Source organism: Streptomyces asoensis (assembly GCF_016860545.1).
Lineage (GTDB): Bacteria > Actinomycetota > Actinomycetes > Streptomycetales > Streptomycetaceae > Streptomyces > Streptomyces asoensis.
Window position 1 is genome coordinate 1,618,650 of sequence record NZ_BNEB01000002.1, and the last position, 17,338, is coordinate 1,635,987.

Annotated in this window: 11 protein-coding genes; 3 read left to right on the top strand and 8 right to left on the bottom strand. The window is 75.1% G+C overall.

All coding sequences use genetic code 11. The annotated features are described in order from the left end of the window. Window positions 1–25: 25 nt before the first annotated feature. The gene (locus Saso_RS10135; protein WP_189918738.1) at window positions 26–1,033 is read right to left on the bottom strand and encodes an NAD-dependent epimerase/dehydratase family protein; all 1,008 of its coding nucleotides are present in this window, start codon (window positions 1,031–1,033) and stop codon (window positions 26–28) included. Window positions 1,034–1,174: 141 nt separating this feature from the next. Between Saso_RS10135 and Saso_RS10140 the strand changes: the two genes are divergently transcribed. Continuing rightward, window positions 1,175–1,342 (top strand): hypothetical protein, encoded by a 168-nt coding sequence (locus Saso_RS10140; protein WP_189918740.1) that lies wholly within the window; start codon window positions 1,175–1,177, stop codon window positions 1,340–1,342. 88 nt (window positions 1,343–1,430) lie between these two features. Here the strand turns inward: Saso_RS10140 and Saso_RS10145 are convergent, their stop codons facing one another. From Saso_RS10145 to Saso_RS10155, 3 genes are all read right to left on the bottom strand, one after another. Further along, window positions 1,431–1,928, bottom strand: a complete 498-nt coding sequence (locus tag Saso_RS10145) for a peptidylprolyl isomerase (protein ID WP_189918743.1) — start codon at window positions 1,926–1,928, stop codon at window positions 1,431–1,433. Between the two features lie 92 nt (window positions 1,929–2,020). Further along, window positions 2,021–3,499, bottom strand: a complete 1,479-nt coding sequence (locus Saso_RS10150; protein WP_189918745.1) for a glutamate-cysteine ligase family protein — start codon at window positions 3,497–3,499, stop codon at window positions 2,021–2,023. Window positions 3,500–3,584: 85 nt separating this feature from the next. After that, a complete protein-coding gene (locus Saso_RS10155) occupies window positions 3,585–4,505 on the bottom strand; it encodes a hypothetical protein (protein WP_189918747.1) in 921 nt (306 codons plus the stop codon). A gap of 140 nt (window positions 4,506–4,645) precedes the next feature. Between Saso_RS10155 and Saso_RS10160 the strand changes: the two genes are divergently transcribed. Continuing rightward, window positions 4,646–6,271, top strand: coding sequence for an MFS transporter (locus Saso_RS10160; RefSeq protein WP_189919486.1), 1,626 nt, complete (start codon window positions 4,646–4,648; stop codon window positions 6,269–6,271). A 472-nt stretch (window positions 6,272–6,743) separates the two neighbouring features. Here the strand turns inward: Saso_RS10160 and Saso_RS10165 are convergent, their stop codons facing one another. Together Saso_RS10165 and Saso_RS10170 are read right to left on the bottom strand one after the other, a co-directional pair. Beyond that, complete coding sequence (locus tag Saso_RS10165; RefSeq protein WP_189918749.1) at window positions 6,744–7,943, bottom strand: MFS transporter; 1,200 nt, start codon at window positions 7,941–7,943, stop codon at window positions 6,744–6,746. 63 nt (window positions 7,944–8,006) lie between these two features. Further along, a complete protein-coding gene (locus Saso_RS10170; RefSeq protein ID WP_189918751.1) occupies window positions 8,007–8,426 on the bottom strand; it encodes a hypothetical protein in 420 nt (139 codons plus the stop codon). Between the two features lie 269 nt (window positions 8,427–8,695). Here Saso_RS10170 and Saso_RS10175 point away from each other — a divergent pair, with 269 nt between their 5' ends. Continuing rightward, window positions 8,696–10,348 (top strand): sigma-70 family RNA polymerase sigma factor, encoded by a 1,653-nt coding sequence (locus Saso_RS10175; RefSeq protein WP_189918753.1) that lies wholly within the window; start codon window positions 8,696–8,698, stop codon window positions 10,346–10,348. 36 nt (window positions 10,349–10,384) lie between these two features. On the opposite strand, the gene Saso_RS10180 is transcribed toward Saso_RS10175, so the two are convergent. Next, a complete protein-coding gene (locus Saso_RS10180) occupies window positions 10,385–15,601 on the bottom strand; it encodes a hypothetical protein (protein ID WP_189918755.1) in 5,217 nt (1,738 codons plus the stop codon). A 444-nt stretch (window positions 15,602–16,045) separates the two neighbouring features. After that, window positions 16,046–17,200 carry an MFS transporter gene (locus Saso_RS10185; RefSeq protein ID WP_189919488.1) on the bottom strand — a complete coding sequence of 385 codons (1,155 nt, stop codon included), beginning with the start codon at window positions 17,198–17,200 and terminating at the stop codon, window positions 16,046–16,048. Window positions 17,201–17,338: the final 138 nt, after the last annotated feature.

Genomic DNA, 17,338 nt, shown 5'->3' on the forward strand with positions numbered 1-17,338 from the left:
CCGGGGTGTCCGACGGACGCCCCGGTCAGGTTTGCGCCTCGTGGAGCCCCGCGCGGGCGAACTCGCGCATGCCCTCCTCGAAGCCGATGCGGGGGCTCCAGCCCAGGTCGGCGCGGAGCCGGGCGGAGTCCGCCGTGATGTGGCGGACGTCGCCCAGCCGGTACTCGCCCGTGACCACCGGGTCGGGCCCGCCGTAGGCCGCGGCCAGGGCGCGCGCCATGGCGCCCACCGTGCGCGGCTCACCGCTGCCGGTGTTGTAGGCCGTCAGCGTGCCGCTCGCCGCGCCGGCCTCCAGCGCCGCCACGTTGGCGTCGGCCACGTCCCGTACGTGCACGAAGTCCCGTCGCTGCCGCCCGTCCTCGAAGACGCGGGGTGCCTCGCCCCGGGCGAGGGCGGAGCGGAAGAAGGAGGCGACCCCGGCGTAGGGGGTGTCGCGGGGCATCCGGGGGCCGTAGACGTTGTGGTAGCGCAGCGACACCGCCGTCCCGCCCGTCGACCTGGCCCAGGCGGCGGCCAGGTGTTCCTGGGCGAGCTTGGTCGTGGCGTACACGTTGCGCGGATCGGCGGGAGCGTCCTCGGCGACGAGCCCCGGGGCGAGGTCCCGCCCGCACACCGGGCACGGCGGCTCGAACCGTCCCGCTTGCAAGGCGGCGACGGCCCGCGGCAGCGGCCGGACCACCCCGTGCTCGCCGCACTCGTAGCGCCCCTCCCCGTACACGACCATCGATCCGGCCAGCACGAGCCGGGGCACACCGGCCCCGGCCATGGCGGCGAGCAGGACGGCCGTCCCGAGGTCGTTGCGCGAGACGTACTCCGCCGCGTCCGTGACCCCGTCGCCGAGCCCGACCATCGCCGCCTGGTGACAGACGGCGTCGACGCCGTCGAGGGCGCGGCCGACGGCCACGGGGTCGCGCACGTCCGCGTCGGGGTCCTGCCTTACGTCGTACACGAGCGCCTCGTGCCCGCGGGCGCGCAGGGCGTCGACGACATGGGACCCGATGAACCCGGCACCGCCGGTGACCAGTACACGCATGAGGCCACGCTAGGGCCGCGGCCGGGCCGGCCCCCGTGACCCGCCCGGCACGTCATCACTCCGTAAGACCCGCCATCAAGAAGCCGCCGGTCGAGGTGACCCTGGCCCGGCCTGTGGGACGCGGGCCGCCAGGGGTACGCGGTGCGCGTCACCGATGTGAGCGAGGCACCGTCCGAGAACCCGGCGGGGGCGTCCGGGTCCGCACATGTCGCCCAGCCGGTGATCCGGCGGGCCTTCACCGTCTACGACCTGCACGCGCGGGACAGGGCGGCGCCGGTCCACTCGTCCGCCGCGCCCGCCGCGGACTGAGCCCCGGGCGTCCCCCGCGGGGGAGGCTCGGGGCGCGGCTCGGCGCCGGCCGGGGGACGCCCCCGGCCGGCGGCGGGTGACCGGCCGGTCAGAGCTGGCCGGACTCCGCGATGGTGACCTTGGCCGAGGTGGCACCGCTGCGCGAGCCGTAGGACTCGATCTTCTTGACGAGGGCCATGCTGGACTCGTCGGCGACCTCGCCGAACACGACGTGCTTGCCGTCGAGCCAGTCGGTGACGACCGTCGTGATGAAGAACTGCGAGCCGTTGCTGTTCGGGCCCGCGTTGGCCATGGACAGCAGGCCCGGACGGTCGTGCTTGAGGTCGAAGTTCTCGTCGGCGAACTTCTCGCCGTAGATGCTCTTGCCGCCCGTGCCGTTGCCGCGGGTGAAGTCGCCGCCCTGGAGCATGAACTGCGGGATGACGCGGTGGAAGGAGGAACCGGCGAAGCCGAAGCCCTTCTCCCCGGTGGCCAGCGCGCGGAAGTTCTCGGCCGTCTTCGGGACGACGTCCTCGAAGAGGTTGAAGGTGATCCGCCCGGCGGGCTCGTCGTTGATGGTGATGTCGAAGTAGATCTTGGTGGTCATGGTTCTATCCTGCACGCTCCCGGCGGCACAGCCGAATCGAGGGGTCGTGTCGGTCGCGCGGACCCCCCTTGAACAGCCCTTTCACCGGCCCGTCAGTCGACCGGCCAGGTGTGGGCGGGGGCGTTGAGATGCATGTAGTCGATGTACAGCCGGGTCATGCGGCGCAGCGCCTCGTGGCGGCCCACGTGCGCGAGGGCCGTGATGTGGTGCAGGGTCTCCTTCTGCCAGACCGCTCCGTTGCGGCCCGTCACGCACCGCTGCTCGATGATCCCGAGCAGCGGCTCCCGCCAGGCCGCGTCCATCCCGGACAGCTCCAGCCCCCGGTGGGCCAGCGGCAGCAGCCGCCGCAGGACGAGCTCGGGCACCGGTACCTCACCCATGCCCGGCCAGTACAGCCGGGCGTCGATGCCGTGGCGTGCCGCCGTGTGCAGGTTGTCCTCCGCGGCCCGGAACGACATCCGTGACCAGACCGGCCGCTCGTCCTCGACCAGGGCCCGGGTGAGCCCGTAGTAGAAGGCGCCGTTGGCGAGGGTGTCGGCGACGGTCGGACCGGCCGGCAGGCAGCGGTTCTCCACGCGCACGTGCGGCCGGTCGCCCGCGACGGCGTAGACCGGGCGGTTCCAGCGGTAGATGGTGCCGTTGTGCAGGGTCAGCTCGCCCAGTTCCGGCACGTCCCCCGCCGCCAGCGTCTCGCGCGGGTCCTGTTCGTCGCACAGGGGCAGCAGCGCGGGGAAATAGCGCAGGTTCTCCTCGAAGAGGTCGAACACGCTGGTGATCCAGCGCTCCCCGAACCACACCCGGGGCCGTACCCCCTGCGCCTTGATCTCCTGCGGCCGGGTGTCGGTCGCCTGCTCGAACAGCGGGATGCGGGTCTCGTGCCAGAGTTCCTTCCCGAACAGGAAGGGGGAGTTGGCCGCCAGCGCCACCTGCACGCCCGCCACGGCCTGTGCCGCGTTCCAGTACGGGGCGAACTCCTCGGGGGAGACCTGGAGATGGAACTGCGTGCTGGTGCAGGCGGCCTCCGGTGTGATCGTGTCCGCGTAGGTCCGCAGCCGGTCGACACCGTCCAGCTCGATGTGCAGGTCCTCGCCCCGCGCGGCGAACACCTGGTCGTTGAGCAGCCGGTAGCGGGCGTTCTCCGACAGCGCCGACTCGCCCACGTCCTCCTGTCGCAGCGTCGGGAGGACACCGATCATGATCAGACGCGTGCCGACCGACCTGGCCCGCTCCTCGGCGTGGTTGAGCGCGGCACGGATCTCGGCCTCCCAGGCGTCGGGGCCGCCCTGCGTCAGCCGGCGCGGCGGTACGTTGATCTCCAGGTTGAAGCGGCCGAGCTCCGTCGACCAGGCGGGGTCCGCGATCGCCTCCAGGACGTCGCTGTTGCGCATCGCCGGCTCGGCCTCGTCGTCGACGAGGTTCAGCTCGATCTCCAGGCCCACCTGGGGCCGCTCGGCCTCGAACCGTGACTCGCGCAGCATCCGCGCGAACACGTCCAGGCACTCCTGCATCTTGATCCGGTACCGGCGGCGGTCCTCTCGGGTGAAGACCAGCGCCGGGACGTCACGTCCCATCGGCCCTCCCGGCTCGCCCCTCGTCGGACGCCCCTGCCTCCAGCGTCGCACCACCGGACGCCCCTCACCATGCGGAGCCCCGCTCTCAGGGCCCGGCCAGGCGGGACACCTCCCGTTCGGCGTCCCGGGCCGCCGTCCGCGCCCCGGCCACCGCCTCGCCGGCCGTCCTCCGCCGCTCCCGCGCCTCCCGCAGCTCCTCGTCGGCCCGCCCGGCGTCCTCGCGGGCCTGCCGCAACCGCTCCTCGCTCTCGCTCACGTGCCGGTGCGTCCGGTCCGCCAGGTCACGGGCCTCCTCGAGCGAGGCCTCGGCGTCGGCCCGTGCGGCCTCCAGCTCGCCGAGCCGCCGCCCGGCCTCCTCGGCCGCCCGACGGGCTTCGGCGAGCTGTTCCCGCCGACGGCGGCGCCGCTCGGCGACTTCGTCCTCGGCCCGGGACCGCGCTTCCGGCCGCTCGGGCCCCGGCCGGGCGGGCCGGCGCGCGGGACGGGCCGCCGCGCCGCCGGAGGGGAAGTCGGCCGGCGGGACGAGGGCGCTCTCCAGCCGCCCGGTGGCCCACCGGTCCGCCGCGTCCTGGTCGGCGAGCACGGCGCGCAGGGTGGACTCCACGTCCCGCAGCGCCGTCTCCGACAGCCGGTGCCCCGCCTCCCGAGCCAGCTCGGCAGCCTGGCGCGACAGCGCGCAGACCACGCTCCGGCGCTGCTCGGACAACTCCTTGACCCCGTCGGCGTCCAGGGTCCGGTACGCCTCGCGCAGCGCCCGCCCCAGCTCCAGGAACCGCTCGCTCTCCCGCGGCTGTGTACGCAGCAGCACATTCGCCGCCCACGCGGCGAGCGTGGGGCGCCGGGCGGCGTGGATCCGCCGGGCGTCGTCCGCCCGCCCGTCCCGCTTCGCCGCGACGGCCAGCTCCTCACGCCGGGCGACGAAGCCGGACGGCGGCGTGGCGTACAGCCCGTCGAGCAGGTCCTCCACGTCGTGCCGCGCCCCGGGCTTTCCGCCCTTTCGCACCATGACCAGCAGATTCCACCCGGCCGGGCGCCCGCGCATCCCGGGGCCCGGCCGTGGTGCGGCACCCGCACGCACGGGGAACGCCGACGGGCGCACCGGATGCGTCGTCAGGGCGGCGGGAGCAGACTGAGGGCGTGACTGGCATGTACACCAAACAGCAGGCGGGGGCGCCCGGTGATGCGTCCGCACCCTCGCAGTCGGTGGCACTCGCGGCCATGATGTTCGCGGTCGCGATGACGTTCATCGACCAGACCATCGTGGCGATCGCCGCGCCGGACATCGTCAGCGAACTGGGTCTGTCCGCCTCCGGCATGCAGTGGGTGGTCAACGCCTATCTCCTCGCCCTGGCCGCGTTCTTCGCGCTGGGTGGACGTCTCGCGGACCTGCTGGGCCCCCGGCGCGTCGTCGTCGTGGGCACCCTGGTGTTCGTCGTGTCGTCCGTCCTGTGCGGCTGCGTGCCCCGAGGCGACTACGCACTGGCCTGGCTCGTGGTCTTCCGGTCGACGCAGGGGCTGGGTGCCGCCCTGCTCTTCCCCGCCGCGCTCGCGGTCGTCGTGGCGGTCTTCCCGGTGGAGCGACGCGGTCGCGCGCTGGCTCTGTTCTTCGGCGTCACCGGCGCGCTCACCGCGATCGGACCGCTGCTCGGCGGCTGGCTCACGGACTGGACCTGGCGGGCGATCTTCTGGGTCAACGTACCCGTGGCGATCGTCGCGTTGATCCTGACGGCGCTCGCCCATGTGTCGGACCGCCGCCGCGAAGAATCCCTGGACGTGCGGGGCGCGGTCCTCATCGCGATCGGCATGGGCGCGAGCGTCCTCGGGTTCCAGCAGGCGTCTGCCTGGGGCTGGGACAGCGTGCTCACCTGGGTCTGCATCGTGGGCGGTCTCGCCGTGCTGTGGCTGTTCTGCCGGTACGAACTGCGCACCGCCCACCCGCTGGTCAGGCTCGCCGTCTTCCGCGACCGTGCCTTCGTGGTGGACGGGCTCGTGCTGTTCTTCGCCATGCTCGCGTTCGTCCCGCTGTTCTTCTTCGCCTCCGTCTACGCGCAGGTGTCCCTGAGCGCCTCGCCCAACCAGGCGGCCCTGTACCTGCTGTACTTCTTCGTCGGGTTCGCGCTGGCCTCGCAGTGGGGCGGGCGGATCCTCGACAAGCGGGGCGCGCGGCCGGCCATGAAGACCGGGTGTCTGGTGGGCGCCGTGGGGTTCGCGCTCTGGGCGGGCAAACTCACCGACCTGTCCATGCACGACCAGTGGCCCTACGCCGCCCTCTCGGGGGCCGGGATCGGCTTCATCCTCGCGCCCGCCTCGACCGACGCCGTCAACCGGGCGATCGACGCCTCGTACGGGGAGGTCACCGGCATCACGCAGACCATCCGCAACTACGCGGCGAGCGTGGGCCTCGCCATCTTCGGCACCCTGCTGACCCACTCCATGACCGACAACGTCCGCGACACGCTGGAGTCGCGCGGTGTGCCCCCGGCGACCGCCGACAGCGCGGCGCGGGGCGTCGCCGAGGCGATCACCGGCAACGCCGACGACCGGCAGCTCACCGGCTCCGGCCCGGTCGCGCGGACGGTGGAGCAGGCGATGTCCTCGATCCGGGCGGACTTCGCCGAGGCCAACCAGTACGTGTTCTACGGGATGGCGATCGCCCTCGGCATCGGCTACCTGTGCGCCCTGCGGCATCCCGGCGGCACGATCGGCACGGAGCGGAACGAGGCGGCACCGGCACCCGGCGACCGCACGCCGGCCGGCGGCCGTCCTTCCTGACGGGGACGCGGGCCGGGGCGACGGCGGCAGGAGGCAGCCGGGAACGACGGCGGCGGGCCCGGCGGTACCGGAGCCGGGGAAACGCGCGGCCTCCCCGGCCCGCGCGGGTCAGCGGCTGCGAAAGACGCTGGTCGTGAAGAATCCCGTGGCCGCGGCGCTGAGCAGGGCACAGACGGCGAAGAGGGCGGTACGTCGCATCGGGGGGCCTTTCCGGTGAGGACGGTCGGTCGTCCGGGGGACGGGTTCTGCACAACGCCGGCCGCCCCCGTCCCGCTTCGCCGCGCGCCCCACCCCCACCCGTACGGATGCGGCCAAGCGGGTCCGTACGCCCGGGAACCCGCTCCCGCCGGCCGGGCGGTTTGCGCGTCCGGCCGGCCCGTTCCGCGGCGCGCCGAGCGGCTCCGCGACAGCCCGGCCGGCGGACACCGGCCCGTCCCGTACGGCGCCCGGGGGCCGTCGGCCGGGCGGCGGTTCAGCTGTTCGCCTCCTGCGTCCGCACCGGCCGCCGCAGCAGATAGGCGGCCGCGCCGGAGACGAGGACGGCCATGCAGGCGATGAACACCAGCCCGGCGCCCTCGAGTCCGAGGGGACCGACCAGCACGCCCACACCGATCACCGGCAACGAGATGCCCGTGTAGGCCACCACGAACAGCGCCGAGATCACCGCCGCCCGCCGGTCCGCCGGAGACGCACCGGCCACCGCGGACAGCGCCCCGCGGAACGCCAGCCCCTGCCCGCCCCCGCCCACGAGGGCGCTCAGCACCACCAGGGCCAGCGAGTCCCACAGCAGCGCGCCCGCGAGCAGCGCCAGTCCGGTCAGCAGCGCCGCGCTGCCCAGCGGCAGCGACCGGCCGACCCCGACCCGCCCGACCACCGACTGCCCGGCGGTGGAGGCGAAGAAGGCCAGCGCGACGACCAGACCGCTCACCGCGTGGTTGTCCACGTCCAGCGATTCGGCGAGGAACGCAGGGCTGACAGAGGTGAACACGCCGAACAGCGCGAACCCGACGAACGAGGCGATCGCCGCCGGTCCGAACACCGGCCGCACCCGCGGCGGCAGGCCGGGTCGCTGCGGCCGCACGGCGCTCACCGGCGCTCGGTCGCGCACGGTCTCCGGAAGCCGCAGGACGACGGCGACGGAGCAGGCCACCAGGGCCAGATGCACGGCGAACGGCAGGTACAGCGGCCAGGCGGCGTACTGCGCCAGCAGTCCGGCGAGCAACGGCCCGCAGCCCAGGCCGCCCATGTTGGCGGCGGTCGCGACGAAGGTGGCCCGTGACCCGCCGCCGGACGGCGCCAGGTCCATCACGTACGCCGTGGCCGCCCCGGTGAACAGACCGGCGGACAGCCCCGACAGCAGCCGCCCCGCGTACAGCCAGCCGACGCCGGTGGCGGCGAGGAAGCAGAGGGCGCTCGCCGCCGCGCAGCCCAGGCCGACCAGCAGCACCGGCCGTCTGCCCACCGTGTCCGAGGCGTTGCCGGCCAGCAGCAGCACACCGATGACCCCGAAGGCGTACACGGCGTAGACGACCGTGACGGTCAGCTCCGAGAAGCCGAACTTCTCCCGGTACAGGCCGTAGAGAGGGGTCGGCAGCGTGGTGCCGGCCATGCACACGGCGAAGACGGCGCCGCCGAGCAGACAGGGGAGCCATCCTCGCCGTTCACGGTCCATGCGGGCGACAGTAACCCCGGACGCGGCCGCCCGCGGCCGGGCGGGACGGGACCCGCCGCCCCGTCAGCCGCCGCCCGGGGAAGGCGGCGACAGACGTCCGCGGTCGAACCAGTCCCTGGCCCGCTCCCCGCCGACGAGACCCACCAGCAGGGCGCCCGCGGCCGATCCGGCGCTCCACGCGGCGTGATGGACCAGTCCCGCGGCCGCGCCCGCCACGGCGAAGCCCCAGCCGACGGCCGCGGCGGCCCTGCGCACCCGGCCGCCGCCCTCGGCGAACCGCGCCGCGACGGCCAGCGCCGTCACCGCGGTCGCTCCGCACGCGGCGGCCGCGAGCAGCAGCACGGCGAGGACCGGGCCGCCCAGCGCACCGGACTCGAAGCCGGCCGCGGCGACCGCCAACCGTCCGGCGCAGACGAGGCCCGACACGCCCAGCAGGAGGAGCAGAGCGCGGGCGCACCGTGCGGTGCCGGGCATTCGGGTCATCAGGGGATCTTCCGGGAAGGGCGGGCGTCGGCACCGGCGGTGCGCGAGACGCGACCGGCCGGCCGGGCCACCGTAGTCGCGCCGCCCGCGCCCCGGCACCCCTCGGACGAAGGCGGCGACCGGGATGTGACGGCCCTCCTTGCACGGACGCCATCGCACCGGTGAGTCTCTCCTCGCACGAATTTCCGAGGAACTGTTATCCGGCGCGTCCACAGGGATCCCCCATGTGACGGACAACAGCGTCCGGCGTCGAGGACAGGGAAGTCGCAATGAGTACACGGCACACGGCGGAGGCGCTGGTCACCGCTGCACGATCGGGCGACCAGGCGGCCCAGGACGCGCTCGTCGGTGCGTACCTCCCGCTCGTCTACAACATCGTGGGCCGGGCGCTGAACGGCTCCGTGGACGTGGACGACGTCGTGCAGGACACCATGCTGCGCGTCCTGGACTCGCTGGACGGACTGCGGGACCCGGCGAGCTTCCGCTCCTGGCTGGTGGCGATCGCGATGAACCAGGTGCGGGCGCACTGGCACCGGCAGCAGCCCGCCCAGGGCGCGATGGACGAGGCCGACGACGTCGCCGACCCGGGCGCCGACTTCGTCGACCTGACGATCGTCCAGCTCCAGTTGTCCGGCCAGCGGCAGGAGACCGCACGCGCGACCCGCTGGCTGGAGCCCGACGACCGCGGACTGCTGTCCTTGTGGTGGCTGGAGTGCGCGGGCGAACTGACCCGCCCCGAGATCGCCGCGGCCCTCGCCCTGTCGCCGCAGCACACGGCGGTCCGCGTCCAGCGGATGAAGGCTCAGCTGGAGGCGGCCCGTGTCGTGGTGCGGGCGCTGGACGCGCGCCCGCAGTGCCAGGAACTGCGCGCCGAACTCGCGGGCTGGGACGGCCGGCCCTCGGCGCTGTGGCGCAAGCGCGTCGCCCGGCACGCGCGCGGCTGCGCCCGGTGCTCGGGCCTGTGGAGCGGGCTGATGCCCGCCGAAGGGCTGCTGGCGGGGCTGGCGCTGGTCGGCGTGTCGTCCGCGCTCCTGGCGAGGACCGGCTCCGCCGCGGGCACGGCGGTCGCCGCCGGCTCGGCCTCCCCGCTCGACGGGACCGAGGACCTGGGCGGACTCGTCCCCCCGGTCGGTCACCGTGCCGCCAGGGACCGGACCGGCTCCCGGGCCGACGCCCGGCGCAGGCGGCGCACCCGGCGCAGGGCGGTCGGCGGCGCGGTCGTGGCCGCCTGCGTGGCGGGCGGGGGCTTCTGGTACTTCGGCACCCAGCCCGACGACGGCACGCAGAAGAGCACCGCCGTGCAGCCCGCGGACGACGTGCTCGTCACCGGCAGTCCCACCCCGGACGCCGCCCGCGGCGCCTCGCCGTCGCCTTCCTCCTCGCCCACCCCGTCCCCGTCCGCGTCGGCGTCGAAGTCGCCTGCCGCCGGCTCGAAGCCTTCGCCGCGCGCGAGCAGGACCGCGTCGGCGGCGGCCCCCGTCAAGTCGCCCGAGCCCGAGCGGTCCGCGTCCAGGACCCCGATCGTCATGTCCGGTTCGTCGTCCCGCTCCAGCCAGGTGATCGCCCTGGTCAACGAGGAGCGGGCGAAGGCGGGCTGCGGCCCCCTCACCGAGGACCCCCAGCTGCGCCGGTCCGCCCAGGGCCACTCCGACGACATGGCCGCCCGCGACTTCTTCGACCACGTCAACCCCGACGGGGCCGACCCCGGTCAGCGCATCACCGCCGCCGGGTACCGCTGGTCCACCTACGGCGAGAACATAGCCAAGGGGCAGCAGACGGCCGAGTCGGTGATGACGTCCTGGATGAACAGCGAGGGCCACCGCGCCAACATCCTGAACTGCTCCTTCAAGAACATCGGCATCGGGATCCACGACGGGTCCGGCGGCCCGTGGTGGACCCAGAACTTCGGCGCAAAGCTGTGACCCGGTGCGGGGCGGGCGGCCGCCCCGCACCAGGGCTCACTCCGCGGCCGGCGGTGCGGGCGGCGCCAGATGACCGCCCGGATCCCGCAGCAGCTCCGTGCCGGCCGCGTCGGCCAGCATGCGCCGCACCGCGGGCGCGGGCATCCGCACCACCACCGGCTCCGGCAGGGTGACCTCCTGCACGGCCGTCGCACGGCGACCCTCACGCACCCGGTCGGCCACCTCGGCCACCACCCGGACCGTCAGCGTGAACTGCACCAGCACCGACTCGGACTTGGGCTTGTGCAACGGCATCGACCCCGCCCCTCCGGCGGCGGTCGCGGTGGAGCCGCCCGAACCGTCCACGGCGCCGAGGAACTGGTTGAGCCGGAACTCGTCCGCGTTCAGCACCCCCGCGCCGAGCAGACCGCGCGCCGACCGGCCGTGGTCGTTCGCCTGCTGACCATCGGCACCCGAAGGGCGCGGTGCGTCCAGCCCGCTCTGCGCGACCGTCTCGAAGGTCATCTTGTCGCCCACGCCCAGCACCCGGCCGCCACTCAGCCTGGCGTGCAGCGAGGCGCGCAGATCCTGCCCCGACGCGCCGGTCGCGTGCACCGGCGGCAGGTCCACGCCCGCGGCGGTCAGCAACGGCAGCGCCGCCGTCAGCCACTCCGTGGAGACGGCCTCCCGCAGCAGGTGGAACGCCGCCTCACCGCCCGTGCGGAACCGTGCGCCGCCGCCCGCCCGCCGGACCGCGTCGTCCACCGCCTGCTGCACCCGGGGCGCTCCCCGGAACCCGTTGACCTGGGCCTCCATCGGCAGCCGGACGCCGGACGCCCGCCAGGGGCCGAGCCGGTCGGCGCCCGCGTCCTCGGCGGCCGCCGCGCGCGCCCCCGCCTGCCGGGGCGGCACCGGCACGATCCGCGACAGCGCCCGCAGATCCGCGGCGAGCACCCGGTGGGTCAGGCTCAGCCCCTTCTGCGCCGCGAGAGCCACCCGGCGGTCGCCCGAGAAGACCTCCAAGGTGGCCTCGATCGGCAGATTCATCAGCGCCGACGGAGCCGAACCCGCCTCGGCGACGGTCTTGACGCCCAGCTGCGCCCGCCCCACGCTCGCGGAGCGGCGCGCGTCGCTCGCGGCGAGACCGAGGCCGCCCGCCGCGCCGAGACTCTTCAACTGCCCGGCACCGCCGTCCGGTTTGCCCGACCCGGCGAGGATCGCCTCGACGCCCCGGCTGTCGCTCTCGTCGTGGGCCGAGGCCCGCTGGGCGGCGGCCGAGGTGATGTACTCCATGTCCCGGCCGTCGGACGCGGTGTCCACATAACTGCCCTGACCGGTCCTGCGGACACGGAACACCGCCCGGTAGGGGCGCTTGCGCCCGTCGAGCAGCTCCACCCCCACCCCGCCGTCCATCGCGCTCGACAGCAGGCCCGCCGAGCCGTCGCGGTCGAGCACCCGCAGCAGCCGCTGCACGTTGTCGTTGCGGTCGGTCAGCCGGGTGCGCGGCAGCAGGTCGTCGGCCAGGGACGCGCCGAGCCGGCCGCGGACCGCCTCCAGCAGCGGCACGAAGTCGGGCATGTCCTCGATCATGCCGAAGCCGAGCGGCAGCGACCGGTCCAGCGCGGGGACCGGAGCCGGGGGGAGCAGGGGCGCGCTCCCGGACGCCGCGCCGGTGTGCGTCCCGGCCGCCGTCGACGACCCTGCCCGCTCCTCGGCCCGCGCCTTCCCGTCGGACCGCGCCGCCTTTCCGGACGAGCCCGCCGCCTTCCCGTCGGCCCGCGACGACGACGTCCCGGACGACCCCGCTGCCGTGGGCACCGTGCCCGACCCCGGGGCCGCACCGTCGCGCCGTTCCTCGCCCGGCAACCTCAGTCCGGCGGCGCGCACCTGACGCTCGGTGAGCCACACCGCGACCCCACCGGGCACCGTACGGCCCCCGCGCGACACATACGGTCCGCCGCCCGTGACCGCGACCTCCGCGACCATCCGCACCACCAGATCGCACTGGACGAGATACAGCGGACTCTTGCGGGAGGTGTGCGCGTTGCGTTCGACGGTCCCGACCAGGGTGGACGCCGTCGTGTCGCCCTGACCGAGCGTGCGGCCCGCCGAGACACCTTCGGCGAGCCGCCACTCGGCGCCGTTCTCCGACCCCGTCAGGCCGCCCTGCACGGTGACGTGACGACTCTTTCCCTCCTGCCCGGTGACCTGGTGGCCGCCCAGCACGAAGGTCTCGGTGCCCGCGCCCGTGCCCTGGTGCACGATCCGCGGCCGGGTCAGCGCGAACCGGGTGCCGACCGCGCCGTCGAGCCCGGCCAGCCGCCGTGCGTGCCGCAGGTTGCGCACCACCCAGCCGGACGACACTCCCTGCCGCAGCGCCGCGGTCACCGCCTGCGGACTCAACCGGTCCTCGATCGCCAGCCGCGGCGCGAGACCCTCCGTCTCCAGCGCGCGGTCCTCCCGCGCCTCGCGGTTGCGGGCGGCCGCACGCGCCAGCAACTCGAAGGCCAGGTCCCGCACCGGTTGAGCGTCGCCGACGGTCTCCACGAGCGTCCAGTCGCGCACGCCCCGCACGCCGCCCATCTGCCGGGCCGTCAGACCGGCCAGGTCGCCGATGCCGGCCGCCGCGAACTCCACCCGCGGCTCACGGTGACGTGCCGTGCGGGTGGCGGTCGCCTCGTCCAGGCCCCGCTTGGAGTCGCCGTCCAGGGTGAACGCGCTCGGCGTGAGCAGACGCACGTCCTGCGGGTCGAGCGGCAGCGTGCCGACGTGTTCGGGAACGGGCACGTCCCGGCCCGGCGCGCCGGGGGTCAGCGCACGGGCGGCCTTGCGCTGCCGCGACGTCATGGTGACGTCGACGGCGAGGCTCAGCGACCCGCCGAACACGCTCGCCTCCTCCGAACCGTTGGTCAGCACGTCCGTGCGCACGGTCGGGCCGCCCTGGCCGCGCCGGGTCGTCGTCCGGCCCTTCTCCGCACGCGCCGACATGGTCAGCGCACCCGGGACCAGCCGGAACTGGCCGAGCGCCATCCCGCCGATGGTGCGCGAACTCGCCCTGCCACTTTGGACGTTGCTCGTCACACCGGAATGGCTGCGCACCAGCCAGTCCTTGGTCTCACCGAGATGACCGGTCTCCCGCAGCGAACCCGTGACCTTCACCTGCACGTCGTGCGCGTGGAAGCGGGACTTGCGGCGCAGCCGCACCCGGATGCCGGTCGACAGCAACTGGTCCTTGTTGACCCGCAGGTTGGTCTCCGACAGCACGGCCACCAGCTCGCGGTAGTTGCGCCGCTGGACCTCGGCCTCCTCGGGGCTGAGACCGCGCGGCTGCTCCTCCTCGCCGAACGCGGGCAGGTAGCCCGCCAGTCGGGCGTCCGTCGCGAACATCCGTGTCACGGCCCGCATCATCGGCTCGGTGTCCAGACGGCTGATCGCCACGCTGGCACCCATCGCGCCGAAGGGCAGGTGCCGCGTGTCCTCCTCGGCCGCCCGGCCCTCGGCGCCGGCGGCGCTCTCGCCGTTCTCCGCCGCCAGGTCCTGTTCCGTCGCCCTGGCCTTCCCCTTGCCCTTGACGTCAGCCGCGGCGCCCTGCGGACGCTTGACGAACTCGCCCGCCGTCACTCCCTCGGGCAGCGGCAGCCCCAACTCCCTTGCCTCGTCGGCCCGCAGCGACACCCAGACCCGCATCGTGTGCTGCGCGGTACGGCCGCCGCCCCGGGCCCGGGTCAGCGGCGAGGTCGGACCGGACCCCTCGACGGTGAACAGCACGGTGCCCAGGTAGAGCACCTTCTCACCGCGGACCTCCGCGCCCTGCCGGCTGGACACCGTCTGCTCGGCCACGCTGAACCGCGCCTTGCGCGCCCCGGCGACCGGCATGACCGTCCCCCGGACGGCGGCCGCGTTGCCGAGCACGCCGAACCCTGCCGCGGGTCCCACGCCCAGGGCGCCGCCCCGGCCCTTGCCCGCCGTGTCCGCCACCCCGTGCTGGGCCTGCTGATGGGTGCGCAGCTGGGTCTTGCCGGTGCTCCAGCCGGGAGCCAGTTCGGTGATCGCGGCGCGCATCCGGTAGGTACCCGTCGTGGTGCCGTCCCTGCTGGTCAGATCCTCGCCCACGACACCGTCGCGCAGCAGCCGGGGCAGGTCCTCCAGCACCGTCGCGGTGGCCGTCGCCTCGTACAGCCGGGCCCGGCCGGGAGCGCCCGGCCAGGTGAGGGACGGGTGCAGGGCGGAGGCGACCGCGTCGAACAGGCCGCCGCCGCCCTGGTGCGGGGCCGCCCGGTCCGACACGGCGAGCGGGGCCATCGAATCGGCGAGGGACACCGCCTTGGCGGTCTGCGGGGTCACCGGCCGCGGCCGCGGCGCGGGACCGGCGGTCACCGGAACCAGGTGCTCCACCGGCACTCGCATGGTGAGGGCGCCGGTCCCGGCGGCGTGCCGGGCGGTCCGCTCCCCGTCCTTCATGATCCGCACGTGGTAGCCGACCCGGCGCGGCACCTCGACCGACCCCTTGTCGCTGCGCAGCACCCGCGGCTCGGCCACGTTGCGCTGACTGCGGGAGTCCTGGGACGACTGGAAGGGCTGGGCGTTGACGGTGGCCGCCCCGCCCGCCCAGACGCCGGGCGCGACCGGGGCCATCCCGAAGGCGGTGAACGCCACGCCCTTCGACGCGGAACCTCCCGCGCTCTGGGCGACCGTGGCCGCCGAGTTGTGCTGCACGTCCACCTTGGTGGCGGCGTCCTCGGCCCCGGGACCCGCGGGCGAGAAGACGCCCGGCCGGTCGTCGTCCGCGGGGGCCAGGCGCACCGTGACGTCGTAACGGTCCGTGCCACTGGCCCCCGTGACGGCGAACGCCCGGCCCGAGCCGTAGAAGGACTCGGGCCGCCCGGCGAGTTCCGCGGCGATCTCGGCGACCACGCCGTCGCGCCGCCCGACCGCGCCGGCCAGGGTGGTGGTGACGAACTCGTGCCCGGACAGGCCGTACGCCGTGGACAGTCCCGCTGCCTCCATGTCCCGCAGATACGAAGGGAGTTCGAGGGAGTCGTCGCCGACTTCCGTGATGGCGGCCGGTACCTGTGCGGGCCGGCGGCGGCCGGTGGAGGGACCGGCCGCGCCGAGGGCGGCGACGGTCGCCGCGTTGCCGGCCGTCTGCTGGAGCCCCAGCAGCGGGTTGCGGGCGGCCCCGCGGCCCGGCGCCCGGACCGCCGTCGCCACCCGCGGGGTCCGCTCGCGGGCACTGCCGTGACGGTCGTCGCCCGCCTGTCGCTGATCTCGCACGCGCGTCAGCGTAAGGACGCGTTCGGGGGCCCGGCAGGCCGCGCGTCAAGTGTTCAACTCCCGTACGCCCAGAAGTCGTCGATTCAACGACAGCAGCCGCGAACACCCCGGACGAGCTGCGCGTTCCCTGCCGTGAGCAGCGGCCTCCGGCCCTTCCGAGTCCTTTACGGGGCCGGGTACTTGGCCGGTCGCACCGGCGGTTCTGGCCGATCGGACGGGCCCGTCGTATCGGCCGCTTGGTGCGCCGGGACCGGCGGGGACGCCGGTCCAGGAGGGGACGCCGAGACGCCGGGAGCGAGCGGGCGCCGGACCCAACCGGGGGCCGGCCGTCACGGCGACTCCGGGCCCGACGGGGGTGCCGGGATCGGCCGGGGGCCTGTTTCGGCTGGGGGTGCGGGACCCGGTCGGGGGGCTGGGTCGACCGGGTCGACGGGACCGGTCGGGTTACCGGGGCCGTGGGGTGGTGGCCGGGGAGCCGGTGCGCCGCAGGAAGGCGAGGACGCAGCCGACGGCGATGAGGGCGGCCAGCGCGGCGTACCCGTAGGCGAGGGTCGCGGCGGTGCCGACCCCGGCGACGAGAAGGGGACCGCCCGCGTCGCCGAGTTCGCGCCCCAGTTCGGCGGCACCCATCGTCTGGCCCATGCGTTCCTCGGGGGTGCGCGTGGCGAGGGCGGCGAATCCGAGCGGGGTGATCACCCCCGTGCCGGCACCGATCAGCACGGCGGCGAGCAGGACCCCCGCGAGGCCGGACACCATGGCGCACCCGAGACCCGCGGCGGTGAGGGCCAGCCCCGCGGCGAGACCCGTCCCGGAGGTCACGCGCCGCTCGTCGAGGGCGCGTCCCGCGTACGGCTGGACGACCGCGCCGGTGGCGGCGAGGACGGAGACGGCGGCGCCGGTCGCGAGCGGACCGAGGCCGGCGGCCGCGCCGGAGACCGGCAGGAAGCCGACACCGGCCGAGAGCGCGGCGGTCGCGGCGGCCAGCGCGGCGGTCGGACCGAGGAAGACGGGATCGGCCAGACGGCGGGCGAGGTCGAGGACGGTCTGACGCCGCCTGGGCAGGGGCGGTACGGCGGGTACGGCCGCCGCGGCCCACGCGGCGACGGCCCCGCCGAGCACGGCGAGGACCGTGAACAGCAGGCGCAGGCCGCCGGCCCGCACAAGGACGCCGCCGAGCAGCGGGCCGAGGGTGTAGCCGAGCGACTTGGAGAACCCGTAACCGCCGAACGCGCGCCCGCGCCGGGCGGCCGGGTTGAGGCGGGCCACCAGCGCGGAGGCGGACGGCGAGAACGCGGAGGCGGCGGCGCCCTGGCCCAGGCGGGCGGCCCACAGCCAACCGGGGCTGTCGGCCAGGGCGTAGAGGGCGGAGGCCGCGCCGAAGGCGGTCAGACCGCCGACGAGGACGGGCTTGGCCCCGACACGGTCGGCGAGGCTGCCGAACACCGGCTTCAGGACGACCTCGGCGCCGTCGTAGAGGGCGAGCAGACCGCCAAGGACGAGGAGGGAGGTGACGGCGCCGTCGGACAGTCCGCCGAGGTTCGCGGCGATGCCGTGGGCGCCGAAGGCGGTCGTGAACCCGGCCGCGTACAACGGCCACATGCGGACCGGCGGCGCGGGCCGGGCGGACGGGGTGGCGCTCATCGCGCGTCCTTCGTACTCGGTGCGGACCCGAGCTCCCGCTCGGACACTCCTCCACACGGTGCCGCAGTCCACCGCCCCTGTCGAAGCCCCGGCCGC

Excerpts from the sequence above, each read along its gene's own strand:
- Saso_RS10165 (WP_189918749.1), bottom strand. The coding sequence starts at position 7,943 with ATGGACCGTGAACGGCGAGGATGGCTCCCCTGTCTGCTCGGCGGCGCC.
- Saso_RS10170 (WP_189918751.1), bottom strand. The coding sequence starts at position 8,426 with ATGACCCGAATGCCCGGCACCGCACGGTGCGCCCGCGCTCTGCTCCTC.
- Saso_RS10160 (WP_189919486.1), top strand. The coding sequence starts at position 4,646 with ATGTACACCAAACAGCAGGCGGGGGCGCCCGGTGATGCGTCCGCACCC.
- Saso_RS10185 (WP_189919488.1), bottom strand. The coding sequence starts at position 17,200 with ATGTGGCCGTTGTACGCGGCCGGGTTCACGACCGCCTTCGGCGCCCAC.
- Saso_RS10135 (WP_189918738.1), bottom strand. The coding sequence starts at position 1,033 with ATGCGTGTACTGGTCACCGGCGGTGCCGGGTTCATCGGGTCCCATGTC.
- Saso_RS10145 (WP_189918743.1), bottom strand. The coding sequence starts at position 1,928 with ATGACCACCAAGATCTACTTCGACATCACCATCAACGACGAGCCCGCC.
- Saso_RS10175 (WP_189918753.1), top strand. The coding sequence starts at position 8,696 with ATGAGTACACGGCACACGGCGGAGGCGCTGGTCACCGCTGCACGATCG.
- Saso_RS10150 (WP_189918745.1), bottom strand. The coding sequence starts at position 3,499 with ATGGGACGTGACGTCCCGGCGCTGGTCTTCACCCGAGAGGACCGCCGC.
- Saso_RS10155 (WP_189918747.1), bottom strand. The coding sequence starts at position 4,505 with ATGGTGCGAAAGGGCGGAAAGCCCGGGGCGCGGCACGACGTGGAGGAC.